Below are 16,116 nucleotides of genomic sequence, written 5' to 3' on the forward strand. Positions count from 1 at the left end.
TTCATGAAGAATGCAGATAACGGGCGGCTTGAAGGCCGGATCGCACTTATTACAGGTGCGTCTCGTGGTATTGGACGCGCTGTTGCCAAACGCTTTGCACAAGAAGGGGCTCAACTCTTGCTCATGGCCAGAACAGTTGGTGCTCTTGAAGAAATTGATGATGAGATTCGCTCTGAAGGTGGTAAAAACCCTATCCTCATTCCGCATGATCTTAAAAACATGGATGGCCTAGATCAACTAGGCGCATCACTATACGATCGCTATGGCAAGCTTGATATTCTCGTTGGAAATGCAGGATCGCTTGGTCCTCTATCCCCCATTGGTCATATCAAACCCAAGATTTGGCAAGAGACTTTTGATATCAATGTCACCGCGAACTATCGTCTCATCAGAAGTCTTGACCCTTTGCTAAAGAAATCAGACGCAGGTCGAGCTATCTTTGTCACGACAGGATCAACAGCCAAAGCCTATTGGAGTCTTTATAAAGCCTCTAAAGCTGCACTGAATACATTGGTTCAGTCCTATGCCTGTGAAATTGAGAAAACGAACGTCAAAGCTAATTTGATTTCACCCGGACCAATCAGAACAACAATGCGGGAAAAAGCTTTCCCCGGCGAAGACCCTATGACACTCAGAGCACCAGAAGAGATCACTGATACTTTTGTTGATCTGGCTTCTGTCGACTGTACCTTGAATGGACAGTTTATTGATATCAGAGAAGAATAGCTTGCCCTGACTACTTACCAAAAAAGGCTCCTTACCGGAGCCTTTTTTTTATTACCTTTTAAGTCTTCTTTTTCTTACCTGCATAGGGATTATCTCCCTTTTTCATATGCATACGAAGGGGAACCCCTGGCATATCAAAGGTTTCACGGAGATTGTTCTCCAAAAACCTTGTATAGGATGCAGGAAGATCCTCTGGCAAGGAACAGGAAATCGCAAAAGTTGGTGGCCGTGTCCGGGCCTGCGTAATGTATTTCAACTTGATGCGTCGTCCACCCGGCGCAGGCGGCGGATGGCGTTCAATCAACTCTGCAAGCCATCTGTTTAGACCAGCTGTTGGCAAACGAATATTCCAGATATCATAAATATCAAAGACAGTATCCAACATCTTATTCAGCTTGTGCCCCTTAAGGGCAGATATTGTCACGACAGGAATGCCTTTGACCTGTGGCAGCGATGTTTGAAGGCGATCTTTCACCAGCTGCATAACTTCATCTTTGTCTTTACAGGTATCCCATTTATTCACAACGATAATAAGGGCACGCCCCTCATCAATTACCGTTCGGGCGATCGTTAAATCCTGTTTTTCCAAGACACCATCAGCGTCCAAAACCAGAGCAACAACCTGTGCATATTTCAAAGCACGAATGGTATCAGAAGCAGAAAGCTTTTCCACTTTATCTTCGATTTTAGATCGACGGCGAAGCCCTGCTGTATCAACAAGTTTAAGGGGCTTTCCCCGATATTCCCATTCAATGGAAATTGCATCCCGTGTGATCCCCGCTTCAGGACCCGTCAACAACCTGTCTTCATCAATCAGCTTATTGATTAGCGTAGATTTACCAACGTTCGGGCGTCCGACAATGGCAAGCTGCAGAGGTCCGCGCTCGGCCTCATCATCTTCCAAAACCTCTAATTCGTCCTCAGAGTATTCATCTTCGTCTAAATTATCCTGATCTTCGGATTGGGCTTCATCATCTAGACTATTTGGCGAACCTGAATCTGCTTTTGACTTCTCAAATACTTCTGACGATGCCTTTGATTCCGCGGCACGTGTCATATGCTCTTTGACAACATCATAGAGATCACTGCTGCCCAAACCATGTTCGGCAGAAAATGGAATAGGCTCACCAAGACCTAATGAATAGGCTTCCATAAGCCCCTGTTCGCCTACCCTGCCCTCGCACTTGTTTGCCATCAACGCGATAGGTGTTTTTCCACGGCGAAGGTATTTTGCAAAATGCTCATCAATTGGCATAACACCCACACGGGCATCAATAACCATAATAACAAGATCAGCGTCTTCAACAGCACGTTCAGTTTGCCTGCGCATACGCGCTTCCAGACTGCCATCAAAAGCTTCTTCTAAACCTGCAGTATCAATAATTCGAAACCGACAATCAAAAAGATAGGCATCACCTTCTCTTCGATCCCGGGTTACCCCAGGTTGATCATCAACAAGAGCGAGCCGTTTTCCAACAAGTCGATTAAAGAGTGTAGATTTGCCCACATTGGGACGCCCTACAATAGCGACCGTAAAAGTCATTTTGTTTGTCTTTCTTCTCGCGCTTTAGCCCCTAGGGCTTATTGCATCGCGATAATTTCTGCTTCAGCAGTCAGGAAATACAAGCTATTCCCAACAACAACCGGAGGCATAGCAGCTCCGTCAGGAAGCTCAAGATATCCGAGGATATCGCCGGTATAGGGTGATAAAGAAATTGCCTCGCCATGAGATCCAGCAATAATCAAACGGTCACTTGCCAATACGGGGCCTTGCCATGCAATCAACCCTTTACGATCTTCGGGATCGGCAAAACGTGGTAAAGACTGGATCCAGCGAATACGGCCATCTTGCCTTCTGACAGCCGCAATCTGCGAGTCATTCGTCAAAACATAAATAAACTCACCCGCAACCCATGGCATCTGTACACCACCAATATCGGTATCCCAAAGACGTACACCTTCCTTGAGATCAATAGCAACCATCCGACCAGAGTGACTTATGGCAATTACCCTGTCTCTGTCAATAACTGGCATCGCTTTAATATGAGCGAGATCGGTCAACGGGTCAGTCTTTTTGACAGAAGAAAGGTTCAGGTTCCATTCCTCGTCCCCTTCGATCACGTCAATGGCAACAATCTCGCCTGAAGAATAAGGCACCACCAGTTTACGTCCGGCAATTGCGGGGCTCGCACCACCAAGCAAGCTGGTTTCAGATTGAAGACCGATATGGCTCCATAAACGACGGCCATCATCAGCAGCAAGAGACAGGGTTTGGTTATCAAGCGTTACAATGAAAACACGGCCGCCGTTGACTGTTGGAGCAGCCCTGATCGGAGCAGGTGCATCCTGAGACCAAATGACATCACCAGAACGGACATCCAGAGCAAAAATCCTAGCAAACCCAGTAGAAACAAAAATTCGACCATCCGCATAGGCAATACCGCCCCCGAAGAAACCATCATCTTCATCATGCGGATCAAGATCTTTTTCCCAGTAAACTCGACCCGTCAGGCGATCATAGGCCTTTACCGTCGAACGGGAATCCATTGTAAAGAGAACAGATTCGACAACAAGCGGTTGAGCGAGGATCAGCTCATCGCCATCGCTTTCTTCACCAATATCATCACTCCAGCTTTCTCGGGGTAGATCCCCTAAAGAAAGATGGAACATTGCATGGGCAGGGTTGCCACCATTATGAGTCCAATAGCTATTCATGAAAGGTTTGGGCAATACAATCCGCTGGTCGCTTATTGATGGATCAGCCTGTAACCCTTTATCAACAGATTGAATAGAAATACGTGCACCAGGTAAAGGCGGAGCTTCGTCTTCGCCCCACCACTCATCGGCCAAACTGCACCCAGAAAGAACAAAGCCCAGACCAAGTATCAACAGGCTTTTACGCATCCCCATCCCCATCTATTTTACTCCGCCAAGCTCTCTAGTATTTGACCAGAGCGACTTTTGATTCCATTTGGTGTATCAACATCATCAATAAGCTGTTGAAAAAGTGCTTTAGCTGCTGTGTTGTCACCTTCGCGTAAAGCAACAATAGCCTGTAGTTCAATAGCACTATAACGGAATGCCCCGTTTGCAACAGCTAAACCGGCCAAGCGTTGCTTCACATCAGCAAGATCACCATCTGCAACCAAATGCATCGCCGCGAGTAAAGAAGCCACATCTTTTAGCGTAGAGAGTGGTGGACTGCTTGCCGCAATCTCATCCCAAACCTTAACCGCAGCTGTGGTGTCGCCAGCTTCGACAAGAAGACGGGCCTGTTCAAAGCGAGCCAACGTCCCGTAACCATCATCACTTTGAGCCAAAGGTGTTAACACCTTCTCTGCTTCATCAGCTTTACCAGCCTGGGACAATTCCAATGCCGATGCAAAAATTGCTGATTTTTCGGCTTGCACTGTGCTTTTATAACTTTCCCAGCCTTGGAAACCAGCTGTTGCCGCAACGACAAGAACAGCTGCACCAATCGCCCACTTACCATATCTTTTCCAAAGAACTTCAACGCGTTCACGTTTCAGATCTTCTTCAACTTCCTGAAAAATATCAGCCACGAATTAATTATCCCTCGTTTTGGCGTACCGCCATTAGCGCAAAACTTTTTTCAAAGCCCGCGACTAATCAGTCATCACTCGAAATTCGTTGAACTTTATATAGAAACTTTACCCTTACAACAATCGCAATCATCAAATAAGAAGGCACACCATCGAAGATCATCGTCTAATTTCCTAATAAATTATTTACGAAGATGCCGTAGACTTCGCAAATAGGTATATTACCGACCTAATGATCGGCTTTAAACTAGGCAAAATTATGAAACGTCTCTTAAGTGCATTATTGATAAGTATTACCGCGGCAATCTCGTTAGCCGGATGTAGCTTAACGGACCCCGTAACAGCCGCGGCCAGCGTTGGGACACTTGTCCATACAGATAAAACCATCACAGACCATTTTGTTAGCTGGGCAATGGCTAAAGACTGTTCCATTGTTTATTCGTCAAAAGGTGAACCCTATTGCAGAGACGAACAGATGGAAAATGGGTTGGCTAATTCTGGTTACGAAAACTTGTATTGCTACCGTAATATCGGCGGTGTGACCTGCTATGAAAGCCCCTATCAGGAAGCTAGCTCACAAACAACGATATACCATAGTAAACAAACGCCACCATCAAACGTAGCATCAGGGAATTAACGCGCTAAGTGATTAGGCAAACCGCTTTGGACTATATGGGGAAAGATCAAACGATGGCCTCTTTCCTTCGACTATTGAAGAAACTACTTTTCCTGTAATCCCACCTAGGGTTAATCCTACATGCTGGTGTCCAAAAGCGAGTATGATGTTCTTGTTTTGTGGGGAAGGGCCAATCACAGGTAACGCATCTGGCATTGATGGTCGAAACCCAAGCCATTCACTCTGACGTACTCCCAAGTCTGGTAGTGCTATTTTAGCCGTTCTTTCCAGATAGTTCATCAAACTTTCAGTATAATCCTTTTGTAACCCACCAAGCTCCACAGTACCCGCTATACGTACCTGATCGCTCAATGGTGTCATATAAAACCCTTTTTCTGCCCACCCGACAGGACGGCTAAGAGACGTGTTCTGTGCACTGAGCATAATGTGGTAACCACGTTCTGTATCCAACGGCATCTTCCCAACAAGAGAAGGAAGCAAATCCAGTGAATACGCACCTGCCGCGACAACACTTTTTTGAACGAGAAACTCCACATTTTCGCACTGGACGCGCACGTTTTGATCACCAGAACTTTCCAGTTTTTTAACATTTTCCAGAAGAACGGCCCCTCCTTGACTTACAAAATGCTCTGTTAATCGCTCAATCAATTTCCCTGGATACAAAAACTGAAACGATTTATCAAAAAACACTCCCTTATAAAATATGTTCGTCAGGCTTGGTTCCAGTTCATATATTTCACCGGCCTCGACTTCACGAAGGGACACACCTCGTTCTTGCCTAGCTAGAATATCTGAATTTGCGGCTCTATAGCCTTTTTCAGTATTATATAAATAAAGACAGCCGTGTCGTTGTATAAGATCTTTCGCACCGGCGTCTTCTATTAAGGGCATCAAGCCACTTTCAGCCTTCGAAAGCAGTACCGCCAAAGCATCAATAATGCGGGTGACTTCTTTTGGCCGACAATGGGATATAAACTGGCTAAGCCAAGGAAACATCCGATAAATATAATTCCACTTTACGGCAAAAGGACTATTCTTGCTCAGAACCATGGCAGGAACGTTAAATGGCAATGACGGAGAATTAATTGGTATACAGGCATAATCAGCAAAAGTGCACGCACTTCCACTGGCCGTACTGTTACCAGGGGAGCAACGATCAATAATACAGACTGAATACCCACTCTTTTGGAGCCATAAAGCAGATGAAATACCAACCATACCGCCACCGATTACGGCAACATCGTATTTCTTTGTTTCTCTTAGAATAGACATACAACTCTCTATAAATAAATGATGGCAATTCAGAACTAACCAGTTAAACCAACCGTTACCAGAAGCTAAATCAATATCAGGATAAACTCTGAATAGATCAACATCTTTGGCTGATATCATTCAGGCTTATTGCCCCGGAATGCTTCGGCTATTAGGTATGGACCTTCTCATAAAAATCAGCCAACCTATAAGAATGGATATTCGCTATATATTGGGTGCTGAATGACCACTGTTTACTACCTGAACAAGGGGAAGAAAACCTCTCAACAAATCACCTTTAACAAACAAGAATTAGGGCAACTGTTATCAGTTTACAGCCAAAGGGTCGCCAAAGGAGAATGGCGAGACTATGCCATTGATATGTTAGGGGATTCTGCCGTTTTCTCTATCTTCAGACATGCACATGAAACCCCCTTATTTGCTGTCGTAAAGTCTATGGGTCACAAAAACCGTTATGAAGAATATACGGTGTTTAATGGACATAAAAAATTAAAAAGAACCCGAAACTTATCCGAAGCCCTCGAAATTTTTAATAATATTCTTCATCCTGTTAGCTACTGATTAACGCCTGGGATTCTATAAATAAATACAAGCATAAAAAATATTTCTATCGCCAAAACAGATCTGATTAATTAAATACCTCAATCAAGGCAGACGTCAGCTCTGTAAATTAGATTTAATAGAACATTTAAGCTTTAAGGAAAAACTGTAAATGCTGGTCGCCGATAGTTTCACAAATGCACAAGCTTACGCAGAGAAAGCTATCACTATTATGGTACAAAGGGGTATCCCCTCTACCCCACCCAATTATACAATCTGGTATGATTATGTCAGTGGTAAAAATACTGATCTCAAAATTGCCGTCGATAAAATCATTCAAGACAAAAAGCCGTTTACTCCAGAAACCTGTAATGAACTGTATCAGCGGTTTTATCTCGCCGACACAACTCATGGCGCTCACCTGCAAGAAGCTGGAGAAAGAATACAAGATACGTTAGCCCAGGTAATCCAGCAGATCAGCGAAGCGGGAAGTGATAACGCGACCTATGGCGAAAAGATTACAAGCATTGCCGATGATATGGCCGGAGAAGACAACGCGTCGTCTTTACAAAATTTTGTAAAAGAAATCGTGCGCGAAACTGCCGAAATTACAGAAAAGAATAAAATTCTTCAAAGCCAGCTACAAAAATCATCAAGTGAAATCGATACGCTTCAGGAAAACCTGGAAAAAGTCAGAACGGAAGCCTTAACCGATGCACTGACCCAAATTGGAAATCGAAAGCTTTTTGATACAAATCTTAATAAAGAGGCAAAAAAAGCAGACGAAGAAAATTCCGACCTCTGCTTGCTTCTAATGGACATTGATCTTTTTAAGAAGTTTAACGACACCTTCGGTCACAGAGTTGGTGATGAAGTCCTGAGAGTTGTTGCCCGCCAATTAAAAAGCGCTGTGAAGGGACAGGACACACCTGCTCGGTACGGAGGGGAAGAGTTTACATGCATCTTACCGAGCACAAGCCTTCACGATGCCACAAGCCTTGCAAACCAGATCCGTGAAAAAATCGCCAAACAAGTTTTACGAAATAAAAAAACGGGTCAAGAATTTGGCAGAATCACCCTTTCGATTGGCGTTTCAAAATACGTTAAGGGCGAATCCCTCGAAGGATTTATCCAACGTGCAGACGAAGCACTCTACAGAGCAAAAGACCAAGGCCGTAACCGCGTGATACAAGAAATTTCCTAAAACTCACAATCCCTGATTAGCTATATAAATACCTTATGATGCCACTCTCCTTCAAAACAGCTATGTCTACAGACTTGGAAAAGCTCATTTCAATTCGTATCGGAGCAATGAGAGAGAGTTTGGAAAATGTCGGGCGGTTCGATCCTGAGCGCGCACGTGAACGCTTTGCGAATAAATTCACCGCAGATAAAACAACACTTGTTTTACAGGGTGACGAAATCATCGGATTTTATGTTCTTCTGGCGAGAGAGAATTACCTCTGGCTCGATCATCTTTATATAGATCCCGCCACACAAGGTGTTGGTGTGGGATCTAGCGTTATGAACAGAATAATTAAAATAGCCTTGAGTAAAAAACTTCCCCTGAAACTCTGTGCATTAAAAGAAAGCAAGGCCAATATCTTTTACATAAAACACGGTTTCGAGCTTACTCATTCAGAAGAATGGGATAACTTTTATTCACGCCCATATTTGTAAGGAATTTCTTCAGCTTAATCCGAGCCACAGTTTCTTTGTTGGATAACTAATCCCTATCAGGATACAAAACCAACGGGCCCTACATTATCATCTTGGCCACTGACAATTTGCTCAATAACCCGTTCTGAACGTTCAAGGCGTTTGGTCAACTTTTCAATAACCTGCCATTGCTCTGCCAGCACATCACTGAGCTCTTGTATGGTTTTATCCTGCTCAGCGATATAACCTTCGAGAACATTCATACGATCATCTATCTCGGCCATTTCGTGCTCTTTCTACTTTGAACTCTATCCCAAACCATCATCTTGCTTTTGTAGCTATTTAAATAGCCTTTGTGCAAATGGTATATTAAATTTTATTTTGATAATTCTAGAAATACCGTTTAATGTAAGCTTAATCGAAAAAAGAGCGTTAAAAATGAATATAGAAACTGCCGCATCACAGATGGAAGCTTTGGGTAAACCCAAAAGGTTAGACATATACCGGGCCCTCATTCGTGCAGGAAAAGAAGGGTTATCTGTCGGGGCTTTACAAGACAAACTGGGAATACCGGGTTCAACCCTGTCGCATCATCTAAAAACACTAATGATTGCGGACCTCATCACTCAGGAAAGGCAGGCGACAACCCTGATTTGCCGTGCCAACTACACCTCAGTACAGCAGCTGGTCGATTATCTGGTTTGCGAGTGCTGTATCGACTCATCTCAAGATAGTGCGGACTGCGAAATCGATGCTTCACTTACATGCAGCTAAATGATCTCGATTGTCAGATATACTATGCTCAACCACCAAAACGTTAAGGAGAAACCAGTGGAAAGAAAAATAGACGGATCAAAAGCAACGATGGCCAACAATCAAAAATGTTGCGGTGGATCACCAGTAAACAACACGGATGCCTGTTGCAAAGCGGATGAAGTTGCCAAAGAACAAGGGCAAAAAGGGTGTGGATGTTCGTGTAGCTCCCCCAAAAGCGCTTAAATCGAGCCATAAATGAAAAAGGCGAAACACAGGGTTTCGCCTTTAATACAAACGTTTACCGTTAGATTTATTCCAACAGAATTATTCCCACTCAATAGTTCCTGGTGGCTTTGACGTGCAGTCATACACCACCCGGTTAATGCCGCGGACTTCATTGATGATGCGGTTTGTCACCCGCCCAAGGAACTCGTGGTCAAAGTGGTAATAATCCGCGGTCATCCCGTCGGTGGAGGTCACAGCCCGAAGAGCACAGACAAAATCGTAAGTCCGTGCATCCCCCATCACACCAACAGTACGCACGGGCAGCAACACAGCAAAAGCCTGCCAAATCTCATTATAGAGACCCGCTTTGCGAATTTCTTCAAGATAGATCGCATCAGCTTTACGCAGGATATCGCACTTTTCAGGCGTTAGCGGCTGTCCTGGGATACGGATTGCAAGACCAGGTCCCGGGAAGGGATGACGATCAACAAAGCTATCGGGCAACCCGAGTTCACGGCCCAAGCCACGAACCTCATCTTTGAAAAGCTCTCTGAGCGGCTCAACCAGCTTCATGTTCATGCGTTCGGGCAAACCGCCAACATTGTGGTGCGATTTGATGGTAACGCTTGGTCCGCCTGTGAAAGAAACTGATTCAATTACATCTGGGTAGAGCGTTCCCTGAGCAAGGAAATCTGCGCCGCCAATTTTATTGGCTTCTTCCTCGAAAACATCAATGAAGAGACCGCCAATGGTTTTACGTTTTTTTTCTGGATCAAACTCATCCCCAAGGGCCGCAAAGAAACGATCAGCGGCATTCACGTGGACCAGTTCAATATTGTAGTGATCTTTAAAGAGAGTAACCACCTGCTCGGCTTCGCCCATACGCATAAAGCCGGTATCAACGAAGACGCAAGTCAGCTGCTCACCAATGGCTTCGTGTAAAAGAACGGCAACAACAGAACTGTCGACACCACCAGAAAGTCCACATATAACTTTCCCGTCGCCAACCTGTTCGCGAATGGCCTCTACCTTTTGATCTTTAAAGGCAGCCATTGTCCAGTCGCCAGTACAGCCCGCAACGCCGTGGGTGAAGTTCTTCAAAAGCTGTGCACCATGGGGCGTGTGATAAACTTCCGGGTGGAACTGAACCGCGTAAAACTTTTTGTCATCGTTGGCGACAGCGGCACAAGGCGCGCCCTCAGAGGTTGCAACAACCCTAAAGCCCGATGCCAGCTTACCAACACGGTCGCCGTGGCTCATCCAGACCTGTTCCTGGGTGCCAACACCCCATACACCATGGAAAAGGGCACAGTCTTCGGTAATATCAATAATCGCCCGACCAAATTCCTGATGGTCAGAAGTTTCAACTTTACCGCCAAGCTGTTCCATCATGGTCTGCTGACCATAACAAATTCCCAACACAGGCACGCCCATTTCAAACACCTTTGTCGGTGCAGACGGGGCATCATCCCAAGTTACAGAGGCAGGACCACCGGAAAGGATGATGGCTTTTGGCGCATAGGCATCCAGAAAAGCATCATCTATGGCGTTAAAAGGATGGATCTCGGAATAGACGCCGCTTTCACGCACACGACGTGCAATCAGCTGGGTAACCTGAGACCCGAAATCAATAATGAGAATACGATCAGTCATGGATGGAACTCATGCTCCGCAATAAGCCCGACACCATCATTGGCAAATCCAATCAAAGGTATCCAGGGCACGTTCAATTTCACGTCCCTTACCTGCCGGAAAGCGCGACAAATGTCAAAGACAGAAACAGCTCTTTTACCTGTTTGAGGCTCTTTTTACAGTAAGCCATAAAAATCGCGTTTCTCTTTTCGTCGCCATTTTTTGAGCTACGAAAGAAAAACATCCAAAAACGAAACTATCAAGCGACCGAGAATATGATCGGGGTTAGAGTAGATCAGCTTTACGGTCATCAGAATCGACGTCACCACCAAAAGCGGCCGAATAATCCGCGCGCCATGCTTCATGGTCATCTGCGCGCCAAGATAACCACCGATCACGGATCCACAGGCCATGATCAAACCAACGGACCACACCAGACTGTCGCCAAGGATAAAGAACAACAGCGAGGCAAAGTTACTGGTGAAGTTCAATAACTTCGCATGCGCGGTGGCTTTGAGGATGTTGTACCCAAGCAGGCTCACTATGGCCAAAGTGAAGAACGACCCTGTGCCGGGACCAAAAAAACCGTCGTAAAACCCAATGCCTGTTCCAAAAAAGAACGCAAAGACATTACGGCTGATCCGTTGGTGACGATCTTCATCCCCCAGCTTGCGCTGAAACAGAAAATAGATGGCGATTGCAATCAGTAAAAAGGGAATGGCATTGACCAGAAAGCTGCTATCAACCGACCGAAGAACAAGCACGCCAGATGCCGCACCGATAAAGGTCAGAACTATCGGCAGTATCCACGCTTTGATATCCAGATGACCTTTGCGGATAAAACTAAGCGTCGCTGAGAAAGTTCCGAACGATCCCTGTAGCTTGTTTGTTGCAATTGCCTGAACCGGCGACAGCCCAACAGTCAACAAGACAGGTAGCGTAATCAGCCCCCCGCCCCCGGCAATGGCATCAACAAAGCCCGCAAAAAGACCCGCAGCAAACATCAGAGCAAGAAGCTCGGGAGAAAAGAAATCCATTCTGGTGACCTGTCGGAAGAAAAGAGCCGAAAAACAACATCGGGGAAACAGGATCTAGTCCTAACAAGCTTTCCCAGCTAATGCAGCAAAAGATATTATTTAATCAGGATTGTAAGCGCACAAATTGTCCCGGTTACAATTACGGAATGATCCAACACCACTCCCGATTATGACCGTCGTTCAAGCACCGCGCAGAAGAAGCCATCAAGGCTGTGTTGCGCGGGGGATACTTTCATTGTTTGGTCGATAAAGGCACAGGGTTTCATGCCTTGTTCTTTCCAGATTTCGCTGACAGGCACGCGTTGATAGTTTGGATGTTTTGCAAGGAAAGCGTCTATTTGATCCGTGTTTTCGTCATCAAGGACAGAACAGGTCGCATAAATCAGTCGACCACCAACTTTTACACAAGAAGCCCCCTGTTCCAGTACTTTGGTTTGCATTTCCTTGTAGTTTACAAACTTACCCGATGTGATCCGCAAACGTGCATCTGGTTGGCGTCGCCATGTCCCGCTTCCAGAACAGGGGGCATCCACCAACACGCGGTCAAAACCTTTTGCAGACATCTTTTTCAGATTATCTTTGTTCAGCGTTGCATAGCGGATGTTTTCAATTCCGGCCTTTTCAACCCGTGGCTCAGCTCGTTGAAGTCGGCGGGGGTCAATATCCATTGCTACCAACTCGCCGTCGTTTTGCAGCAACGCGCCCAAGGCAAGAGATTTGCCCCCGGCACCCGCGCAGAGATCAAGCACAGACTGTCCCGGTGTCACGTCGCACAATAAGGCGATCAGCTGTGACCCTTCGTCCTGAACTTCGACCAGACCATCACGAAAGGCTTTGCAGTTTCCGAGGGCTGTGCGCCCCTGAACCCGAATACCCCAAGGCGAAAAGTCAGTTACTGCTCCTTCGACATTATCTTTGCCTAGCAGGTCAATTACCTGATCCCGTTCGCCCTTTAGCAAATTGGCGCGAAGATCAAGACTGGCTTGTTTTTGCAAACCAACGGCTTCTGCTTTGGCACCTTCGACACCAAACTGTTTTTCAAACAAAGCATAGAGCCAGTCCGGCAATTCCCCCTGAACCGCTGCCGGCATATCCGGATGGTTAAGCTCTTGTCCTTGTAGTGTTGCCAAAGCTTCGTTTTCAAATTCGCTGAGGGCACGGGGGCTGTAATCCCCGCCATCGCAAATTTCATCCAACTCAGAAGCTTTCAGCCCTTCGACCAATGTCGCGTAAGATAAAACAAGTGATCGACACCCATCCCCAAGACCGGATTTAATCGTCCACCAATCAAGTCTAGATTTGGATCGGATCACGCCATAGACCCGTGCAGAGATATCCTTGCGATCTTTGGAGCCAATAAAACGCCGCGCGCGAAGGTAGCTGTTGACCACTCGATCCATGGGCAGGGATGATTCCATAACTTCGGTCAGAAGTTCGATTGAAGTTTGAATACGTCCAGAAGGTCTCACAACAGATCTCGCGTTTTTAGCTGGGAATAAAAAGGGCGACACCCGTTACAGGGGGCCGCCCATAAAAATAGTCGATTAGAGAGCAGAAACCAAATGCCGATTACTGCTGCCTAATATCTTAGGCCTTAACCACCACTGCGATAGTTCGGGGCTTCGCGGGTGATTGTCACATCGTGCACGTGGCTTTCGCGCAGGCCAGCGTTTGTAATTTTACAGAAAACGCAATTCTCACGCATGTGATCAATGGTCGGAGAGCCCGTATAGCCCATGGATGCTTTCAGGCCGCCAACCAACTGGTGCACAATAGCACTTGCCTGACCTTTGTATGGTACACGCCCTTCGATGCCTTCTGGAACCAGTTTCAGATTGTCTTTAACATCATCCTGGAAATAACGATCCGCAGATCCACGCGCCATGGCACCAACAGATCCCATACCGCGGTAAGATTTATAAGAACGTCCTTGATAAAGGAAAACTTCCCCCGGGCTTTCGTCTGTTCCGCCAAGAAGCGAACCAACCATAACCGCACGTGCCCCGGCAGCAATTGCCTTGGCAATATCGCCAGAGTTTTTAATACCACCATCAGCAATAATGCCGACATTGCTTTTGTTCGCAACTTCGACCGCGTCCATAATCGCCGTTAGCTGAGGGACACCAACACCAGCTACGATACGGGTTGTACAGATAGATCCCGGCCCGATACCAACCTTAACCGCATCTGCCCCCGCACCAATCAAGGCGCGTGTTGCTTCGGCTGTGGCAACGTTACCCGCAACAATCTGAGTGGATGGATAGGTTTTCTTGATCAACTCAACTGCGTTAATCACGCCACGGGAATGACCGTGAGCCGTATCAATAACCAAAAGATCAACACCAGCGTCAATCAGGGCCTCTGCGCGAGAAAAACCTTCGTCACCAACACCCGTTGCCGCCGCGGCACGCAAACGTCCGTGATCGTCTTTACACGCAATCGGATGTTTTGCCGCTTTGTCGATATCTTTAACAGTAATCAAACCGATACAGCGATAATTATCATCAACAACCAGAAGCTTTTCGATACGGTGTTGATGTAGCAGACGTTTGGCTTCGTCCCCGGTAATACCCTCTTTAACCGTGACGAGGTTTTCGCTGGTCATCAGTTCTGAAATTGGCTGATTAGGGTCTTGGGCAAAGCGCATGTCGCGGTTTGTGATAATCCCGACCAGCTTGCCTGTTTTTTCTTCAACAACCGGGAAACAGGAAAAACTGACGCTTTCCTGAAGGCGTTGTATATCTGCCAATGTCGCGCTGGGCGGGAATGTCAGCGGATCGGCAACCATACCGGATTCAAACTTTTTAACTTTGCGAACTTCACTGGCCTGTTCTTCGATAGAAAGGTTCTTGTGAATAACGCCGATACCACCAAACTGGGCCATTGCGATTGCCAGACGGCTTTCGGTGACCGTATCCATCGCAGAAGAAAGCAGCGGGATATTCAGTTCGAGAGAAGCAGTCAGCTTTGTGCGCGTATCTGCCTGAGCGGGAAGAACAGAGGATTCTGCAGGCTGGAGCAGAACATCATCAAATGTGAGAGCTTCGCGGATGTGCATGTCAATCTATCCCTTAGACGCGGGGAAACCTTGTTTCCCGTATGGGTGCCACACCATAGTGGCTAAATCCGATTGACGCCGCATTCTACACAGAAGCGAGTTAAAGCCAAGTGATTAAAAGATGACATTTCAATTATTTTATATGCAGGGCTAAGGCCTCAAAAAGCAGAACAACAAAAAGCCCTGAATTTTCAATTATTCAGGGCTTTCATACGTTTACTTTAAGCCTCATTAGCGACCTTATTTTTCCTTAAAGCCTGTCGCAACCAAAAACATTTCCGAGGAGTCTTTCCGACTGGAATCTGGTTTGAAATGGCGCACGCTTTTAAATTTGGTTTTCACTAACTTCAACAACTCGGCCTGCGCCCCCCCTTGTAGGACCTTGCCGATAAAACTTCCGCCGGGAACCAGAACTTCCTCTGCAAACATCAACGCGGTCTCCATCAGGCCCATAATCCGCAGATGATCCGTCTGAGGATGACCCGTTGCCGCCGCCGCCATATCCGACAGAACAATATCGGCAGGTCCATTCAGTTCAGCCTTAAGACGTGCAGGTGCATCATCATCCATAAAGTCGCCCTGCAGCAGAACAACGCCGGCAATCGGCTCGACCTCCTGGAGATCCATACCCACGATATGCGCGCCGGGTCCACAGCGTTCAACAGCGACCTGACACCAGCCCCCTGGGGCGCATCCTAGATCGACAATGCGGGAATTCTTTTTGAAAATTTTAAACTTGTCGTCGATCTGAGCAATCTTAAAGGCTGCCCGTCCCCGATAGCCGCGCTTTTTGGCTTCCTGAACATAGGGATCGTTGAGTTGACGGTTCAACCAGCGCGCAGAAGAGTTCGAACGCCGAGCCGCAGTTTTCACACGGACTTTCAGTCCCCGCCCCGAAGGGTTACTGCTTGGGCGCGAGCCACCTTTTTTGGATTTACCTGAAGAGCTCATTCTTCCGCTTTCTGACACATGATCACAGGATCAAAAGACAATAGTATACGACACACCAGA

Annotated in this window: 17 protein-coding genes; 7 read left to right on the plus strand and 10 right to left on the minus strand. The window is 46.5% G+C overall.

Translation table 11 applies throughout. The features are described 5' to 3' along the window. Positions 1–3 precede the first annotated feature (3 nt). Positions 4–726 (plus strand): SDR family NAD(P)-dependent oxidoreductase, encoded by a 723-nt coding sequence (locus tag ACN0QW_RS06865; protein ID WP_299373307.1) that lies wholly within the window; start codon positions 4–6, stop codon positions 724–726. Between the two features lie 58 nt (positions 727–784). Here the strand turns inward: ACN0QW_RS06865 and der are convergent, their stop codons facing one another. From der to ACN0QW_RS06880, 3 genes are read right to left on the minus strand one after another with little or no spacing between them, the layout of a single operon-like run. Next, positions 785–2,269, minus strand: a complete 1,485-nt coding sequence (gene der / locus ACN0QW_RS06870; RefSeq protein WP_417429963.1) for a ribosome biogenesis GTPase Der — start codon at positions 2,267–2,269, stop codon at positions 785–787. Between the two features lie 38 nt (positions 2,270–2,307). Continuing rightward, a complete protein-coding gene (locus ACN0QW_RS06875; protein ID WP_417429965.1) occupies positions 2,308–3,630 on the minus strand; it encodes a PQQ-binding-like beta-propeller repeat protein in 1,323 nt (440 codons plus the stop codon). Positions 3,631–3,647: 17 nt separating this feature from the next. Beyond that, positions 3,648–4,289 carry a tetratricopeptide repeat protein gene (locus ACN0QW_RS06880; protein WP_417429967.1) on the minus strand — a complete coding sequence of 214 codons (642 nt, stop codon included), beginning with the start codon at positions 4,287–4,289 and terminating at the stop codon, positions 3,648–3,650. A gap of 259 nt (positions 4,290–4,548) precedes the next feature. On the opposite strand from ACN0QW_RS06880, the gene ACN0QW_RS06885 reads away from it, so the two are divergent. After that, entirely contained in the window at positions 4,549–4,926 is a 378-nt protein-coding gene (locus tag ACN0QW_RS06885; RefSeq protein WP_417429969.1) for a hypothetical protein, read from the plus strand. Positions 4,927–4,938: 12 nt separating this feature from the next. On the opposite strand, the gene ACN0QW_RS06890 is transcribed toward ACN0QW_RS06885, so the two are convergent. Beyond that, entirely contained in the window at positions 4,939–6,318 is a 1,380-nt protein-coding gene (locus ACN0QW_RS06890; protein ID WP_417429971.1) for an NAD(P)/FAD-dependent oxidoreductase, read from the minus strand. Between the two features lie 102 nt (positions 6,319–6,420). On the opposite strand from ACN0QW_RS06890, the gene ACN0QW_RS06895 reads away from it, so the two are divergent. From ACN0QW_RS06895 to ACN0QW_RS06905, 3 genes are all read left to right on the plus strand, one after another. Then, positions 6,421–6,759 carry a DUF2794 domain-containing protein gene (locus ACN0QW_RS06895; protein WP_417429973.1) on the plus strand — a complete coding sequence of 113 codons (339 nt, stop codon included), beginning with the start codon at positions 6,421–6,423 and terminating at the stop codon, positions 6,757–6,759. 151 nt (positions 6,760–6,910) lie between these two features. After that, complete coding sequence (locus ACN0QW_RS06900; protein ID WP_417429975.1) at positions 6,911–7,942, plus strand: diguanylate cyclase; 1,032 nt, start codon at positions 6,911–6,913, stop codon at positions 7,940–7,942. Between the two features lie 35 nt (positions 7,943–7,977). Continuing rightward, positions 7,978–8,418 (plus strand): GNAT family N-acetyltransferase, encoded by a 441-nt coding sequence (locus ACN0QW_RS06905; protein WP_417429977.1) that lies wholly within the window; start codon positions 7,978–7,980, stop codon positions 8,416–8,418. Positions 8,419–8,474: 56 nt separating this feature from the next. On the opposite strand, the gene ACN0QW_RS06910 is transcribed toward ACN0QW_RS06905, so the two are convergent. Next, positions 8,475–8,681, minus strand: coding sequence for a SlyX family protein (locus ACN0QW_RS06910; protein ID WP_299373335.1), 207 nt, complete (start codon positions 8,679–8,681; stop codon positions 8,475–8,477). 154 nt (positions 8,682–8,835) lie between these two features. Between ACN0QW_RS06910 and ACN0QW_RS06915 the strand changes: the two genes are divergently transcribed. Both ACN0QW_RS06915 and ACN0QW_RS06920 read left to right on the plus strand, forming a co-directional pair. Next, positions 8,836–9,171, plus strand: coding sequence for an ArsR/SmtB family transcription factor (locus ACN0QW_RS06915; RefSeq protein WP_417429980.1), 336 nt, complete (start codon positions 8,836–8,838; stop codon positions 9,169–9,171). A gap of 57 nt (positions 9,172–9,228) precedes the next feature. Then, entirely contained in the window at positions 9,229–9,396 is a 168-nt protein-coding gene (locus ACN0QW_RS06920; RefSeq protein WP_417429982.1) for a hypothetical protein, read from the plus strand. Between the two features lie 81 nt (positions 9,397–9,477). Here ACN0QW_RS06920 and guaA read toward each other — a convergent pair whose 3' ends face one another. The 5 genes from guaA to ACN0QW_RS06945 form a co-directional block, all read right to left on the minus strand. Beyond that, entirely contained in the window at positions 9,478–11,031 is a 1,554-nt protein-coding gene (gene guaA, locus ACN0QW_RS06925) for a glutamine-hydrolyzing GMP synthase (RefSeq protein ID WP_299373385.1), read from the minus strand. 206 nt (positions 11,032–11,237) lie between these two features. Beyond that, entirely contained in the window at positions 11,238–12,047 is an 810-nt protein-coding gene (locus tag ACN0QW_RS06930; protein WP_417429985.1) for a TSUP family transporter, read from the minus strand. Between the two features lie 167 nt (positions 12,048–12,214). After that, complete coding sequence (locus ACN0QW_RS06935; RefSeq protein ID WP_417429987.1) at positions 12,215–13,516, minus strand: RsmB/NOP family class I SAM-dependent RNA methyltransferase; 1,302 nt, start codon at positions 13,514–13,516, stop codon at positions 12,215–12,217. A gap of 125 nt (positions 13,517–13,641) precedes the next feature. Further along, a complete protein-coding gene (gene guaB / locus ACN0QW_RS06940; protein ID WP_417429989.1) occupies positions 13,642–15,105 on the minus strand; it encodes an IMP dehydrogenase in 1,464 nt (487 codons plus the stop codon). Positions 15,106–15,345: 240 nt separating this feature from the next. Further along, the gene (locus ACN0QW_RS06945) at positions 15,346–16,056 is read right to left on the minus strand and encodes an RlmE family RNA methyltransferase (protein WP_299373398.1); all 711 of its coding nucleotides are present in this window, start codon (positions 16,054–16,056) and stop codon (positions 15,346–15,348) included. Positions 16,057–16,116 lie beyond the last annotated feature (60 nt).

The sequence above is a fragment of the Kiloniella sp. genome (genome assembly GCF_048259265.1).
Lineage (GTDB): Bacteria > Pseudomonadota > Alphaproteobacteria > Kiloniellales > Kiloniellaceae > Kiloniella.